Below are 14,777 nucleotides of genomic sequence, written 5' to 3' on the forward strand. Positions count from 1 at the left end.
TTGCTGTCCGCCATCGACTGGACGCGGCCGTGGTTCCGGCCGTTTGCGGGGTTCGCCGCGTCCGCCCCGGCCTTCACCGGCGGGGACTTGCGCCAGGCGCTCAACGCGAGCGCCGCGCATGTGCCTCACCTGCGGAACGCGCAAGGGTTGCCGCTGCGGTTCGTGCCGCAGGCCGACCTGCCCGAGGGCGTCGCCTACGAGGCTCATATCTACGCCACTGGCCATGTGCCGACGCGCGATAACCTTCACGATGCGTTCAACGCACTTGTGTGGCTGCATTTCCCCGAGACCAAGCGCCTGCTGAACCGGCTGCAGGCCGAGGCCATCGCGCGCGACGGCGTCGGCCAGGTGCGGGGCGGCCTGCGCGATGCAGCGACGCTGTTCGACGAGAACGCGGTCATCTTCGTCAGTCGGGATGCCTCGCTGTTCGACGCGCTGCGCGGGTTTGCGTGGCACGAGCTGTTTGTCTCGCGGCGCAACGCGTGGCACGCCCGATGTACCGTGGTGCCGTTCGGCCATGCGCTGCTGGAAAAGCTGGTCCAACCCTACAAGTCGGTCACGGCCCATGCCTGGTGGATTCCGGCCGCGCCCGATACCCCGTTGGACCAGCTCGACCGGCTGCTGGCGGATTCGCTCGCCGGTGCGGCCGACGCCGGCCGCCTTGCCGGCGGGCGCAGTTTCGCGCCACTGCCGGTGCTGGGCATTCCTGGCTGGTGCGATGGCAATGCCGATCCGTCGTTCTACGCCGATACCAGCGTGTTCCGGCCAGGCCGCCGGATGGCCGCTCCGGCCACGCAGGGCTGACCGGCGTCCACTTCGGTGTTAGACTGCGGCCCGCAAAGCAGGCCAGACAATCGCTGCTTGCCCTCGCAAGGGGGTGAGGGGAGGAAAGTCCGGACTCCACAGGGCAGGGTGTTGGCTAACAGCCATCCACGGCAACGTGCGGAATAGGGCCACAGAGACGAGTCTTGCCGCCGGCTTCGGCTGGCGGGAAGGGTGAAACGCGGTAACCTCCACCTGGAGCAATCCCAAATAGGCAGACGATGAAGCGGCCCGCCGAGTCTGCGGGTAGGGAGCTGGAGCCGTCCGGTAACGGGCGGCCTAGAGGAATGGTTGTCACATGCCGTGTGCCTGCAAAGGCATGCGGTGTGCACAGAATCCGGCTTATCGGCCTGCTTTGCTCTTTCGGATACAAAAACGCCCGGCGCAGGAAGTTCTGCGCCGGGCGTTTTGCTTTCAAGGCAGCCTTTGAGGCGGGGGCGGCTGCCGGGCAGGGGCCGGTCAGCCTTCGATGATCTCGGTGGTGTGGGTGATCTCGGCGGTCTTGGCCAGCATGATCGACGCCGAGCAGTACTTTTCGTGCGACAGCTCGATGGCGCGCTCCACCTTGGCGGGGTCAAGGTTCTTGCCGGTCACCGTGAAGTGGAAGTTGATCTTCGTGAAGACCTTCGGGTCCGCGTCGGCGCGTTCCGCCTCGAGCTTGACCGAGCAGCCGCGCACGTCCTGGCGGCCGCGCTTGAGGATCAGCACCACGTCATAGGCGGTGCAGCCGCCCGTGCCCAGCAGCACCATCTCCATCGGACGCGGTGCCAGGTTGTTGCCACCGCCGTCGGGCGCACCGTCCATCGCCACCAGGTGTCCGCTGCCGGTCTGGGCGATAAAGCTCATGCCCTCCGGGCCTGACCATGTCACTTTGCATTCCATTTTTTTCGTTCCTCGTTTCCTGATGGTGTTTTGACGCGCACGGCGGCGCACGTCGTACGGCTTGCATTCCGCGAGTATAGGGCAATCGCCACATGCACTCTGGGTGCGGGATTACCCCTAATATTCCGAAGGTTTCCTCTAGTGTGGTGTCCATGCACCACCCGGCGGTTGCTCTTAACTCATTGATTTTTATACATATCGACGGATCGTGAGCGCGGCTTTCTCCATTTCACATTGTGGTGTTGCATTTCGCAGTGCAAATTTTCTTGCATCCCGGAGGGCCGTATGTATAATCCATTCCATCGAACGACGGCGCTGATGAGCGCGCCAGAGTGCGAAAGCGAAAGCCGGTAACGTACCCGAATCGCTCGCCGCACCGCCCGCCCTGACCGGCCCCGTCGATCGCCCGGTGTCTCCTCCACCCTCCTCCTTTGGTGGATTCAAACCCAAGTCCAATACGACTTGGGTTTTTTTTCGTCGATTGCAAGGGTCAAGGGCCGTGGGAAGCCGGTCGTTGCGGCGCAAGCGGCGCTTTGTCCCGCTGCCCGGTGCGGCCTGCTTGACGAAAAGCCACAACTTTGCTTGTGCGATGGCGAGAACGCCCAGTATAATCGTCGGCTTTCCGGTCATTGCCCCCGGAAAAAGATTCAGGGAGAGCCTGCAGATACAAGCAGGAAGGCCAGGTCCAAAGGACCGGCCGCTGACAGGACGCTAAAACGGCGACCGTCATCTCGGGCAGTTTTCAAAATCAGGAAAAAATCATGAAGACCTTTTCCGCCAAGCCTGCAGAGGTAAAGCGCGACTGGTACGTGATTGACGCGACGGACAAGGTCCTCGGCCGTGTTGCCAGCGAAGTGGCACGCCGACTGCGCGGCAAGCACAAGCCGGAATTCACTCCTCACGTCGACACCGGTGATTTCATCATCATCGTCAATGCGGCCAAGCTGCGCGTGACGGGTACCAAGGAACAGGACAAGAAGTACTACCGCCACTCGGGTTACCCGGGCGGTATCTACGAAACCACGTTCGGCAAGATGCAGCAACGTTTCCCGGGCCGCGCCCTGGAAAAGGCTGTCAAGGGCATGCTGCCGAAGGGTCCGCTGGGCTACGCGATGATCAAGAAGCTGAAGGTTTATGCCGAAGGCGAGCATCCGCATGGCGCACAGCAGCCCAAGGTGCTGGAAATCTAAAGGGGCCAATATCCATGATCGGTAACTGGAATTACGGTACTGGCCGCCGCAAGAGCGCAGTGGCTCGTGTCTTCATCAAGTCGGGCAAGGGCGACATCATCGTCAATGGCAAGCCCATCAAAGAGTATTTCGCTCGCGAAACCTCGCTGATGATCGTGCGCCAGCCGCTGGAACTGACGGCTCACGCCGAAACGTTCGACATCAAGGTCAACGTGACCGGCGGTGGCGAAACCGGCCAGGCCGGTGCTGTTCGCCACGGCATCACCCGCGCCCTGATCGACTACGATGCAACGCTGAAGTCGGCCCTGTCGAAGGCTGGCTACGTGACGCGTGACGCGCGTGAAGTCGAACGTAAGAAGGTCGGTCTGCACAAGGCACGTCGCCGGAAGCAGTTCTCGAAGCGTTAATTCGCTGTTGTCCCGGTCCGGCATCGCCGGGTCTGGCAGCCCAAAAAACCGCACGATTCGTCGTGCGGTTTTTTTTTCGCCTGTCGCCCGTCCAGCCAGCCCGCGACATCGTCTCAACCCTGATGCAAACTTGCCATTTCTTACACTTTTCGTTCGCGCGATGATCGCCCGGCGATACAATCACGGGCCTGCGGATCGGGGAGATAGACGATGGGTCACAGCAAAGCCTGGCGGATATCGCAATGGGGGTGAAGTACCGGCCGTTGCGCCGAAGTGGCAGGCTGCGGGCAGGGCGGGCCATTGTGCGGACCTACCGGCCGTGGCGAACCAGGCTGTTTGTTGCTGTGCTGGTGGGCGTGGTGGCAGCAGTTGCGGGCGTGTCGGCCTATGAGGCCGGGCGCCGTTCGGCGCCGCTGCCCGCCACCGACGCCGGGCCGGAGGCGGCCCATCAACAGTTGCGTCAGCAACTGGCAGAGGTGTCCGCCGAGCGCGACAGCCTGCGGCAGAGCGCCAACACGGCCGAGGCTCGGTTGCAGATCGCGCGCGCCGCGCAGGAACGCATGGCTGAACAGGTCAAGTCGGCCGAGGCCGAGGTGGCACAGCTGAAAGAAGATCTGGGATTCTTCGAATCCCTGTTGCCGGCGTCGGGGGACACGTCCGGTATCCACGTCCGGAGCTTCCGCGTGGCCATGGATGAAACGCAGCCCCGCGCCCTGCATTACCGGCTGCTGGTCATGCAGGGTGGGTCAAAGGCCTTTGTCGAGCAGCCCGAGTTCAGGGGTGAAGTGCAATTCACAATCTCGGGAAATCGACACGGCAAGCCGTTAACGTTGATGTTGCCGCAGCCGGGCGATGCGCCGCTGCCGGCAATCCGGCTGACGCATTACCAACGCATCGAAGGCGACCTGGCGATTCCGCAGGACGCCGAAGTCCGCGCCGTATCGGTCCGCATCGTCCAGAACGGCCAGGTCCGGACGACGCAGACGGCCACGCCGTAGTCAGCGCAAAGAGGAGTACAACATGCTGTTTTCGAAGAAGAAAGGCTTGTCCATCGACACGCTGGTGGGGCAGGACGCCGCCATCGAAGGCGATGTGACCTTTTCCGGGGGATTGCGTCTGGACGGTCGCGTGCGTGGCAACGTCGTGGCCGCCGACGGTAAGTCGAGCATGCTGGTGATCAGCGAGAAGGGCGTGGTCGAGGGCGAGGTGCGCGTGGATCACCTGATCCTGAACGGCACCGTGACGGGCCCGGTCCATGCCGCCGAACTACTCGAGCTGCAGCCTCATGCGCGCGTCTACGGTGAGGTGCGCTATGCGGCGCTTGAAATGCACCAGGGCGCGATTGTCGAAGGCCGGCTGGTGCCGTTGGTGCAAGGGGAAATTCGCGCCTTGCCGAACCATGTGCCACCCGCCGAGACAGTGGAAGTGACGTCTGAAGCCGATGCGGCGGAAGCCAAGGGCAGCGAAAACCAGGCGAGCGAAGGCAAGGCGACCCAAGGCGCCAGCGTGCCGGCCTGAGGTGACGCACTCGCCCAGAGACCCTTGAAAACACAGGGCTTCGGCACGATTTGTGAGTAGCCCGTAGAATACGGGCGTATCTAACCAGGAGAATTCCCCATGAACGCAGTCGCAGAGGCACCTGTTACCGAGGAAATGCCGGCACCGTTCGTCTTTACCGACAGCGCCGCCGACAAGGTCAAGCAGCTGATCGAGGAAGAGGGCAATGCCGAGCTGAAGCTGCGCGTGTTCGTGCAGGGCGGCGGTTGCTCCGGCTTCCAGTACGGCTTCACGTTCGATGAAGACGTCAATGAAGACGACACGACGCTGGTCAAGAATGGCGTCACCCTGTTGATCGATTCGATGAGCTACCAATACTTGGTGGGCGCCGAGATCGACTATAAGGAAGACATCAACGGCGCACAGTTCGTGATCAAGAACCCGAACGCCTCGACCACCTGCGGTTGCGGCTCGTCGTTCTCGGTCTGATCGGCTTCGCCAAGGAAAAAAGCGCACTACGGTGCGCTTTTTTTATTCCCGAAAGCGCGGCCAGGCCGCAAGTCAACGCGGATAGACCGCGCCCAATACGCGAGGCCCCGCCGCACCCGTGACCGTCGGGACGTTCCCGGGCGCCCTGCGCACGCACTGCCGCGCCAGCCACGCAAAGGCGATGGCTTCCACCTGCGATACCGGCACCCCGAAATCCTCGGTCGTCTGCACCGCAATGCCCGGCAGCAGCTGGCCGAGCGTCGCCATCAGATAGTCATTGCGCGCGCCGCCGCCGCAAACGATCAGGCGCCGGGCGTTGCGGGCATGCGTCCGCACGTCCTGGGCGATGGCCGTGGCCGTCAGCGTGGCCAGGGTCGCTTGTACATCGGCGGGTGCGATCTGTCGGGGCAGTCCGTTCAGCACCGCTTGCAGCCATTCCGGATGGAACAGGTCGCGCCCCGTGCTCTTGGGCGGCGGCGCGCGGAAGTAGGGCTCCGCCAGCAGGCGTGACAGCAGGTCGGCATCGACGCTGCCGCTGGCACCCCAGGCACCACGATCGTCGAACGGCTGGCCGCGATGCTGCTGCACCCAGTGGTCCAGCAGTGCGTTGCCGGGGCCACAGTCGAAGCCCGTCACCGGGTGGCCGGAATGGGCGGCCGGCAGGATGCTGATATTGGAGATGCCGCCGATATTGCAGACCACGCGCGTTTCGTCGCGCGCGCCGAATAGCGCCGCGTGGACGGCCGGTACGAGCGGCGCGCCCTGGCCGCCCGCGGCGATGTCGCGGCTGCGGAAGTCGGCCACCACATCGATATCGGTCAGCTCGGCCAGCAGCGCCGGATGCTGGGTCTGTCGCGTATAGCCCGTCCCGTCATACAGGCCGGGGCGATGGCGGATGGTCTGGCCATGTGCGCCGATGGCGGTCACGTGCCCCGGCGCGACATTTGCCAGGCGCAACAGCCCGGCCACGCACTCGGCATACACGCGCGCCAGTCCGTTGGCGGCAAGGGCCTCGCGATGGATCTCGTCGTCGCCGGGCTGCTGCAGCGCGCCGAACGCTTCGCGCAAGGCCGGCGGAAACGGCGCGTGCGCGGCGGCCAGCACGACGGGGTGCGCGCCGGAAAAATCCACCAGCACGCCGTCCGCGCCGTCCATGCTGGTGCCCGACATCAGGCCGATATAGCAGTCGCTGGGCACCGGAGACATGGACATGGATCAGTTGCTGGCGGTCAGGACGTTATAGGTGCGCAGCATGTTGATGCGGCTCAGCATGGCGCTCGAATAGTTCAGGAATTCGGCGCGCGACTTGCCGGTGAGCGTCGGCGCTTCCATCAGCGTCGTCGTCAGCGGGTTCTGCGGCACATCGTTATAGCGGAATTCGTAATGCAGGTGCGGCCCCGTGGCCCAGCCCGTGGAACCCACGTAGCCGATTACCTGACCCTGGCTCACGTGCTGGCCCTCGCGGATGCCCGCAAAGCCGGACAGGTGAGCGTAATACGTCGAATACCCCCCGGCGTGCTGCAGCACGATGATGTTGCCGTAGCCGTTCTGCTGCCCGACAAAGTCCACCGTGCCTTCGCCCGATGCCAGCACCTTGGTGCCCTGCGGCGCGGCGAAGTCCACGCCCTTGTGCTGCGCCCACTTGTGGTGGAGCGGATGGTCGCGGCCGCCGAAACCCGACGACACGCGCGAGAACTCCACCGGCGAGCGCAGGAACGGGCGCTTCATGCTGCGGCCGTCGAACGTGTAGTAGGCACCCGGCTCGCCGTCCTGCGGCGCGTACCAGAGCGCCTGGTACAAAGTGTTGCGATTGATCAGCTCGATCGCCATCACGCGGCCATTGCGCACGAAGGCGCCGTCGCGAAAGCCGGCTTCGTAGACGATCCGGAAGCGGTCGCCGCGCGCAATGTCATGGTGGAAATCGATCACGCCCGAGAAGATCGAGATCATCTGGCTGACCACTTCGTCGGGCACGTTGGCCGCGTCCATCGACTTGAAGAAGCCGTTGGTGTCGATGGCGCCCGACGCCATTTCGTAGTGCAGGTCGTTCTCGACCGTGGCGATGCGGGCCTTGTATGTGTAGTCGCCGCCTTCCCTGGCCGGCGCCACGCGCTCGATCACCAGTTCGCGCGAGGCCGCGGCGTCACCGCCCAGGTTGGCCTGCAGCGACACCAGCAGGTTGCTGTCGTCGATCTCGGCCTGCACGGTCTGGCCGGGATTCAGGCTGAACAGGCCCCGGGCGGTGGAGTTCTTGAGGATGAAGGACTGCGCGTCCGGATCTTCCACGCCAAGGCGGCGCAGCAGCGTGGCGATGGTATCGCCGCGCTGCATGCGTTCCTGGCGCACGTAGACATTGTTGCCGTCGACTTCGGTCAACTGTTCAAGCTGCTCGCGTACGTCGGGCATGCGCAGCGGCTGCAGCACGCGCGGGGCGAGCGGATCGTCGTAGGCGTTGCGGGGGGCAACGCCCATTGCAGCCGCCATGCCGAGCGTGAAGACCGTGCCGACGGCAACGGTCAACTGCTTGCGGCGGCGCGTATGCTGGGGATTCGTAGGGTCAACAAGGACCACCAGCTCACGCGCGAAAACTTCGCGGAGACTAGACCACATCACGTAGAATTCAAGCTTTCGGTATTGCCAGGGCCGCTGCCGCGACGATATCTCTCGTCTGCCTTCCTCCCCCGAGGTGCGGTGCGGGCGTTGTCTGATTGCCGCCTGGAGCGGCGGTTTGCCGACGGATGACCCGTCTGGCACGAAGCGCGGATTATACCAGAACCGCTCCGGTCGTCCGTCGCAGTTTCCTTATAGATTTCAAAGACTTACGTCATGAGTGAAGTGTCCTCGGCCGCCGCGCCCAATTATCCACTTACGCCGTCGGTGATGCGCGCCCTGGAGATCACCAAGCGCGGCTGCGACGAGCTCCTGGTTGAAACCGAGTGGCTCCAGAAGCTCGCGCGCAGCGAAGCCACCGGCGTGCCGCTGCGCATCAAGCTGGGCCTGGACCCCACGGCACCTGACATCCACCTCGGGCATACCGTGGTGCTGAACAAGCTGCGCCAGCTCCAGGACCTGGGCCACCAGGTGATCTTCCTGATCGGCGATTTCACGTCGACGATCGGCGATCCGTCCGGCCGCAATTCGACCCGCCCGCCGCTCACCCGCGAGCAAATCGAGGCCAACGCCCAGACCTACTACAAGCAGGCGAGCCTGGTGCTCGATCCGGCGAAGACCGAAATCCGCTACAACAGCGAGTGGTGCGACCCGCTCGGCGCGCGCGGCATGATCCAGCTGGCAGCCAAATACACGGTGGCCCGGATGATGGAGCGCGACGACTTCACCAAACGGTTCCGGACTGGGATTCCGATTTCGGTCCATGAGTTCCTTTATCCACTCATGCAGGGCTACGATTCGGTGGCGCTGAAGTCCGATCTCGAACTCGGCGGCACGGACCAGAAGTTCAACCTGCTGGTGGGTCGCGAGCTGCAGAAGGAATATGGCCAGGAGTCGCAGTGCATCCTGACCATGCCGCTGCTGGTGGGTCTGGACGGCGTCGAGAAGATGTCGAAGTCCAAGAACAACTACATCGGCGTGACCGAAGCCCCGAACGACATGTTCGGCAAGCTGATGAGCATCTCGGACGACCTGATGTGGCAGTACTTCACGCTGCTGTCGTTCCGTCCGATGAGCGAGATCGACCTGATGAAGGAAGAAATCGCCGCGGGCCGCAACCCGCGTGACTGCAAGGTGTTGCTGGCGCAGGAAATCGTCGCGCGCTTCCACAGCCAGGCCGCTGCCGAAGCCGCGCTCGAGGCCTTCAACCACCGCGCCCGTGGCGGCATTCCCGACGACATCCCCGCCGTGACGCTGGAAGGCGCCCCGCTGGGCATCGGCCAGCTGCTCAAGCTGGCCAACCTGGTGCCCTCCACGTCGGAGGCCAACCGCAATATCGAGCAGGGCGGCGTGAAGATCGATGGCGAGACCGTCAGCGACAAGGCGGTCAAGGTCGCTGCCGGCACGTATGTCGTGCAGGTGGGCAAGCGCCGATTTGCGCGCGTGACGCTGTCCTGAGGCGGCGATGATCGCCCTGATCCAGCGCGTATCGCAGGCGCGCGTGACCGTGGATGGCCGCACCACCGGCGAAATCGGCGCCGGCCTGCTGGCGCTGGTCTGCGCCGAGCGCGGCGACACCGAGGCGCAGGCCGAACGGTTGCTGGCCAAGCTGATGTCGTACCGGGTGTTTTCCGATGCCGAGGGCAGGATGAACCTGCCCGTGCAGAACATCGACGGCCAGGGCACGGCAGGCGGCTTGCTGGTGGTGTCCCAGTTCACGCTGGCCGCCGATACCAACAGCGGCACGCGCCCCAGCTTCACGCCGGCGGCGGCACCGGAAGACGGCCGCCGCCTCTATGATCATTTCGTGACCCGCGCGCGCGCCGCGCATCCGTCGGTCCAGACCGGCGAGTTCGGCGCCATGATGCAGGTCAGCCTGACCAACGATGGCCCCGTGACGTTCTGGCTGCGCGTGCCCCCGGCTGGAACTGCCTGACATATCGAAGGAGATCTTCATGAAACTCTGGAGCAAGGCTTTTGCCGACAACGCGCCGATTCCCGGCGAGTTTGCCTTCTGCGTACCCGATGCCGCCAGCCATGTGGCGTTGTCGGCGAACCGCAACCCGGACCTGCACTGGGAAGACTTCCCGGCCGGCACCCGGTCGTTTGCGCTGATCGTCCACGACCCCGATGTGCCCAGCAAGGGCGACGACGTGAACCAGGCGGGCCGGGAGGTGCCGGCGTCGCTGCCGCGCGTGGACTTTTTCCACTGGGTGCTGGTCGATATTCCACCCGGCCTGAACACGATCTCGGCCGGCACGCATAGCGATGGCGTGATTGCGCGCGGCAAGCCTGGCCCCGAAGCGCTGGTGGGCACCGCCACGGCCGGCGGCCTGCGCCACGGCCTGAACGACTACACGGGCTGGTTCGCCAACGACCCTGACATGAAGGGCGACTACTTCGGCTACGACGGCCCGTGCCCGCCGTGGAACGATGCCATCGTGCACCGCTACGTGTTCACCGTGTATGCGCTCGACATCGACCGTGTGCCGGTGGAGGGCAAGTTCACCGGCGCCGACGTGCGCCGGGCGATCGACGGCCACGTGCTGGCGCAGGCCAGCTACACCGGCACCTACACGCTGAACCCGAGGCTGGTGAAGTAAGCAGGCAGCCGCCGCGCCACACTCCGCCCAAATCCGTCGCCCCCAAGGAACTGGCATGTTGCAAAGTAACGGCCCGCAGTCGCTGGCCTACACCCACCTGATCGTGATCCGCCATGGCGAGACGGCCTGGAACCGCGAAAGGCGGCTGCAGGGCCAGATCGACATTCCGCTCAATGACACGGGCCGTGCCCAGGCCCGTGCGCTGGCAGAAGCCCTGACCGGCGAGCCGATCGATGCGGTGTACACCAGCGATCTGGGACGTGCGTTCGAAACGGCCACGCCGCTGGCGCAGGCGCTGGGTTTGTCCGTGCGCGCCGAGCCGCGCCTGCGCGAACGCTGCTACGGCGAGCTCGAAGGCATGACCTATGCGGAAGTGGCGGAAAAGCGGCCCGATGATTTTGCCCGCTGGCAGGCGCGCGTGCCCGACTTCGCGCCGCCGGCCGGTGAGTCTCTGCGTGAATTCCACGAGCGGGCGGTGGAGGTGGCGCTGTCGCTGTCGCGCCGCCATCCGGGCGAACGGATCGCGCTGGTGGCGCACGGCGGTGTGCTCGATTGCCTCTATCGCGAGGCCACCGGCATGACGCTGGAGGCGCCGCGCTCGCACGAGCTGCTGAACGCCAGCGTCAACCGGCTGCGGTGCGACAGCGCCAACCTGACGCTGCTGCAATGGGCCGATGTCAGCCATCTGGAGGCGCTGACGCTGGACGAGGTCGATCGCCGCGTACCGTGAGACGCGGTGCGGGCGGTCAGCGCCTAACCCCTACACGCGCAGCCGGAACGGCGTGAAATTGGTGTTCCGGTCGTACCAGTCCTCGTTCTCCGCCCGTTTCAGGAATCCCACCACCTTGTAGGTCACGGGGGTCATCACGACTTCCCAGCCGGTCTTCAGGATGTACTGCGCGATGGCCACCTGGATGACCTTTTCCAGCGGCCAGATGCCGTAGAACGCAATCACGTAGAACAACGATGAATCGACGAGCTCGCCCGCCAGGGTCGAGCCGATCGTCCGCGTCCAGAGCCAGCGGCCGCCGGTCCAGAGCTTCATCTTGGCCAGGGTGTAGCTATTGGCGAAACTGCCACAGCAGAACGCGATCAGGGACCCCAGCGCAATGCGCCAGGTGTTGCCGAACACGTCTTCCAGGCTTTTCTGGTAATCGATCATGAACGGCGCCACGGGCATGCGCAGCACGACGAAGGCCATGAACGTGGCAAACGCCAGCGCGGCGAAGCCGGCCCAGACCACGCGCCGGTCGCGGCCGTAGCCGTAGACCTCGGTGAGCACGTCGCCAAAGATGTACGAGACCGGGAAGAACAGCACGCCCGCGCCGAACGTGACCGGACCGATCACCGGCAGCGTGACCTGCGCCGCCTTGGCCGCACCGATCAGGTTCGAGCACAGCAGCACCGTGACAAAGGCCACCATCACGAGGTCGTAGTAGCGATAGACCCGCCCGGAATGGCCGGGGGCGGCGGTGGCGGCAAGCGGTTCTTGCATGGGTGGCATCCGGGGGCGGGCAGCGCAGGGGCGGCGTGATTCGCGCGATTATGCCAGTGGCGACGCGTGCGCGTGGCGCGCCCATGAAAAAGCCCGGCCGAAGCCGGGCGTTTCCATCCGCTGTCTCGCCTTGCCGCCCTGACAGGGCGGGGCCGGCGCCAGGCGTCAGATGTCAAGCTTGCTGATCTTCGCGCCGTTCAGCGACACATCGACCATCGCCCCAGCGTTCGTCTGGACGAAGGCAATGACAGGCTGCTGTGCCGTCACGGTGTCGATGGTGCCATTGGCGCCCACCTTGGCCAGTGCCACGCTGGCATCGGCGCCGACGGTCCAGCCCTTCGACTGCACGAACTTGTTGTACGCCTCGGGCGTCATGAACATGATGATGACCGAGCGGGACTGGCCCCCGGCGGTCAGGCCGATGGAGCCCGCAATCGTCCGGTAGTAGCCCTGCGTGACGCCCTTGCTGCGCAATGCGCCATCGCCATACTCGCCGCCGATCACCAGGCCGCCTGACAGCACGCGCGGGAACACCAGGATGCCCTGGGCACGATTGCCCAGTTCCTGGGCGCTCTTCACCGAAGAATAAAGCCGGTTCAGCGCGCCATCGGCGCCGGCGTCGATTTCCCGGCGCTGGGCCGCGGCATCGGTGCCCGCGCTGGTGCCCGTCGTCGTGCAACCGGCAGCAAACGCGGCCGTGGCGACCAGCAGGCCCGACCCGGCGACCCGGGTGACAAACTGACGTCGATCCATTTGTTGTTCTCCTGGAGGGGAAAGGTACTGCGTCAGAGGCGATGCGGCAGGGTTGCCGGACCGGTCAGCCAGCGGTTGGTGCCTTGACCGTGATCGCCACGACTTCCTTGATCACGAACTTGGCCATCTGGCCCTTCTTGATACTGGCGAGATCGATATTCGGGTCCTGGACCTTCACGGTGCGCAGAGTCTCACGCGGGCCGCGGAACGTGACTGTGCGCTTGGCAACATCCACATTGGTGACTTGTGCGGTAATGGTGGTCGTGATTTCGCGCATGACGCCGGGCTTGCCGCCCTCGGGCGCGTGCGAGATGCGCTCCACCTGCTCCATCAGCGCCGTGTCCTTGCTGCCGATGGGCTCCAGCCCGGCGACCACGGCCGCGCCGCGCGTCAGAGTGACGATATCGCCCTTTTTGACGTTGCCGATGTTCTTGGCTTCGTCACCCGCGATGATTTCGACCAGATTGCCGCCCGGGCCCTTGACCAGCACGGCCTTCGAGTCGGGATCGACATTGACGACCCGGCCGCTGACCACCGCTTCCTCGGCCACGCCGATGGGCGCCGGGGTCGACGGTTTCTGGGCCTGGGCGGCGGCGCCCCAGGCGAACATCAGGCAGGCGGCGATGGAAAGGGCGTGCTGGGCTCTGATCTTCATGGCTGTCCTTGTTGGCGCGCGTGCGCATTTTGTAAAAAGGATGGAGCCATTGTGGACAACTGGCCATAAGCCATCAATCCACTTCGAAAAAACTTGCAGGGGTTGCCGAAAACGTTTAATTGGCGCCCGGCTGGACGCGCAAGGGCTTCTGGCCGGGGTCAGACGGCCGCGCGAACGGGCGGCAAGGGCGGTTGTTGCGCCGCCCGTGAAACCGGGCCGTGGTGGTTGTCAGAGGAGGGTGCCGTCGCCCTCGCCGCGGTCGCTCCGCGGCGACGCCAGTCCGAAATGGCGATAGGCGGCGGCGGTGGCCACCCGGCCGCGCGGGGTCCGCTGCAGGTAGCCCTGCTGGATCATGTAGGGCTCCAGCACGTCCTCGATGGTGTCGCGGGCTTCGCCGATGGCGGCTGCCAGGTTGTCCACGCCCACCGGTCCGCCATCGAACTTGTGCAGCACGGCCTCCAGCAGCTTGCGGTCCATCAGGTCGAAGCCGACGCTGTCCACGTCGAGCATCGCCAGCGCCGCGTCGGCCAGTTCGCGCGTGATCGCGCCGTCGCTCTTGACCTCGGCGAAGTCGCGCACCCGGCGCAGCAGCCGGTTGGCGATACGCGGGGTGCCACGCGCGCGCCGTGCGATTTCGAGCGCGCCGCCGGCATCGATGGTGGCGTTGAGCAGTTGTGCCGACCGCGTGACGATGCGCGCCAGTTCGTCGGCCGTATAGAACTCCAGCCGTGCCACGATGCCGAAGCGGTCGCGCAGCGGGTTGGTCAGCATGCCGGCGCGCGTGGTGGCGCCCACCAGCGTGAACGGCTGCAGGTCGAGCTTGACCGAACGCGCGGCCGGGCCCTCGCCGATCATGATGTCGATCTGGTAGTCCTCCAGCGCCGGGTACAGGATTTCTTCCACCACGGGCGACAGGCGGTGGATTTCGTCGATGAACAGGACGTCGTGCGCTTCGAGGTTGGTCAGCAGCGCGGCCAGGTCGCCGGGCCGCTCCAGCACGGGGCCCGACGTCTGGCGCAGGTTCACACCCATTTCGCGCGCGATGATGTGGGCCAGCGTGGTCTTGCCCAGGCCCGGCGGGCCGAACAGCAGCACGTGGTCCAGCGCCTCGCGGCGCTTGCGGGCCGCGTGCATGAAGATGTCGAGCTGGCCACGCACCTTTTCCTGCCCGACGTATTCGTCAAGCAGCTTCGGGCGCAGCGCGCGTTCGAAGGCTTCTTCCTGGGTGGAGGCGGGGGCAGCGGAGATTACGCGCTCCGGCGGGCGGTCGCCGGTCAGCTTGTCGGTTTCGATCATGGCAGTGGAAAGCTATATGGCGCCATTCTACGCTGCCAGTGCGCACGGCCCGCCAGCATGCAGCGTCATCCCGCGCCG

General features: G+C 65.1%; 17 protein-coding genes and 1 other RNA gene. 11 read left to right on the forward strand and 7 right to left on the reverse strand.

Translation table 11 applies throughout. The annotated features are described in order from the left end of the window. Both AC3FJ6_RS04500 and rnpB read left to right on the forward strand, forming a co-directional pair. Window positions 1–804: a DUF3025 domain-containing protein gene (locus tag AC3FJ6_RS04500; protein WP_488770848.1), complete on the forward strand. Its 804-nt coding sequence runs from the start codon at window positions 1–3 to the stop codon at window positions 802–804. 34 nt (window positions 805–838) lie between these two features. After that, window positions 839–1,183, forward strand: an RNA gene (rnpB, locus tag AC3FJ6_RS04505) — RNase P RNA component class A. Between the two features lie 98 nt (window positions 1,184–1,281). On the opposite strand, the gene AC3FJ6_RS04510 is transcribed toward rnpB, so the two are convergent. Then, window positions 1,282–1,704 (reverse strand): OsmC family protein, encoded by a 423-nt coding sequence (locus AC3FJ6_RS04510; RefSeq protein WP_153946555.1) that lies wholly within the window; start codon window positions 1,702–1,704, stop codon window positions 1,282–1,284. Between the two features lie 761 nt (window positions 1,705–2,465). Between AC3FJ6_RS04510 and rplM the strand changes: the two genes are divergently transcribed. The 5 genes from rplM to erpA all read left to right on the forward strand — a co-directional run bounded on the left by rplM (window position 2,466) and on the right by erpA (window position 5,287). Continuing rightward, on the forward strand, window positions 2,466–2,894 hold the full coding sequence (rplM, locus tag AC3FJ6_RS04515) for a 50S ribosomal protein L13 (RefSeq protein WP_124682435.1): 429 nt from the start codon (window positions 2,466–2,468) through the stop codon (window positions 2,892–2,894). 14 nt (window positions 2,895–2,908) lie between these two features. Further along, a complete protein-coding gene (gene rpsI, locus AC3FJ6_RS04520; RefSeq protein WP_066739492.1) occupies window positions 2,909–3,301 on the forward strand; it encodes a 30S ribosomal protein S9 in 393 nt (130 codons plus the stop codon). 242 nt (window positions 3,302–3,543) lie between these two features. Further along, window positions 3,544–4,299 (forward strand): DUF6776 family protein, encoded by a 756-nt coding sequence (locus AC3FJ6_RS04525; RefSeq protein WP_488770849.1) that lies wholly within the window; start codon window positions 3,544–3,546, stop codon window positions 4,297–4,299. A gap of 22 nt (window positions 4,300–4,321) precedes the next feature. Next, window positions 4,322–4,819, forward strand: a complete 498-nt coding sequence (locus tag AC3FJ6_RS04530; RefSeq protein WP_488770850.1) for a bactofilin family protein — start codon at window positions 4,322–4,324, stop codon at window positions 4,817–4,819. A gap of 99 nt (window positions 4,820–4,918) precedes the next feature. Then, the gene (gene erpA / locus AC3FJ6_RS04535) at window positions 4,919–5,287 is read left to right on the forward strand and encodes an iron-sulfur cluster insertion protein ErpA (protein ID WP_066739489.1); all 369 of its coding nucleotides are present in this window, start codon (window positions 4,919–4,921) and stop codon (window positions 5,285–5,287) included. Window positions 5,288–5,359: 72 nt separating this feature from the next. On the opposite strand, the gene AC3FJ6_RS04540 is transcribed toward erpA, so the two are convergent. Next, entirely contained in the window at window positions 5,360–6,499 is a 1,140-nt protein-coding gene (locus tag AC3FJ6_RS04540) for an anhydro-N-acetylmuramic acid kinase (RefSeq protein WP_488770851.1), read from the reverse strand. 3 nt (window positions 6,500–6,502) lie between these two features. Continuing rightward, window positions 6,503–7,897, reverse strand: a complete 1,395-nt coding sequence (locus AC3FJ6_RS04545; RefSeq protein ID WP_488770852.1) for a M23 family metallopeptidase — start codon at window positions 7,895–7,897, stop codon at window positions 6,503–6,505. 216 nt (window positions 7,898–8,113) lie between these two features. Between AC3FJ6_RS04545 and tyrS the strand changes: the two genes are divergently transcribed. From tyrS to AC3FJ6_RS04565, 4 genes are read left to right on the forward strand one after another with little or no spacing between them, the layout of a single operon-like run. Beyond that, a complete protein-coding gene (gene tyrS / locus AC3FJ6_RS04550; protein WP_400394786.1) occupies window positions 8,114–9,355 on the forward strand; it encodes a tyrosine--tRNA ligase in 1,242 nt (413 codons plus the stop codon). A 7-nt stretch (window positions 9,356–9,362) separates the two neighbouring features. Next, window positions 9,363–9,833: a D-aminoacyl-tRNA deacylase gene (gene dtd / locus AC3FJ6_RS04555; RefSeq protein WP_488770853.1), complete on the forward strand. Its 471-nt coding sequence runs from the start codon at window positions 9,363–9,365 to the stop codon at window positions 9,831–9,833. Window positions 9,834–9,852: 19 nt separating this feature from the next. After that, window positions 9,853–10,500, forward strand: a complete 648-nt coding sequence (locus tag AC3FJ6_RS04560; RefSeq protein ID WP_488770854.1) for a YbhB/YbcL family Raf kinase inhibitor-like protein — start codon at window positions 9,853–9,855, stop codon at window positions 10,498–10,500. Window positions 10,501–10,555: 55 nt separating this feature from the next. Next, complete coding sequence (locus AC3FJ6_RS04565) at window positions 10,556–11,230, forward strand: histidine phosphatase family protein (protein WP_488770855.1); 675 nt, start codon at window positions 10,556–10,558, stop codon at window positions 11,228–11,230. A gap of 30 nt (window positions 11,231–11,260) precedes the next feature. Here the strand turns inward: AC3FJ6_RS04565 and AC3FJ6_RS04570 are convergent, their stop codons facing one another. From AC3FJ6_RS04570 to ruvB, 4 genes are all read right to left on the reverse strand, one after another. Continuing rightward, entirely contained in the window at window positions 11,261–11,995 is a 735-nt protein-coding gene (locus AC3FJ6_RS04570) for a queuosine precursor transporter (protein WP_153946563.1), read from the reverse strand. 165 nt (window positions 11,996–12,160) lie between these two features. Continuing rightward, entirely contained in the window at window positions 12,161–12,748 is a 588-nt protein-coding gene (locus tag AC3FJ6_RS04575) for a BPSL1445 family SYLF domain-containing lipoprotein (protein ID WP_153946564.1), read from the reverse strand. A 64-nt stretch (window positions 12,749–12,812) separates the two neighbouring features. Further along, entirely contained in the window at window positions 12,813–13,403 is a 591-nt protein-coding gene (locus AC3FJ6_RS04580; RefSeq protein WP_488770856.1) for a hypothetical protein, read from the reverse strand. A gap of 228 nt (window positions 13,404–13,631) precedes the next feature. After that, on the reverse strand, window positions 13,632–14,699 hold the full coding sequence (gene ruvB / locus AC3FJ6_RS04585) for a Holliday junction branch migration DNA helicase RuvB (RefSeq protein WP_488770857.1): 1,068 nt from the start codon (window positions 14,697–14,699) through the stop codon (window positions 13,632–13,634). Between the last annotated feature and the right edge of the window lie 78 nt (window positions 14,700–14,777).

Source organism: Cupriavidus sp. 94F1, from assembly GCF_057798875.1.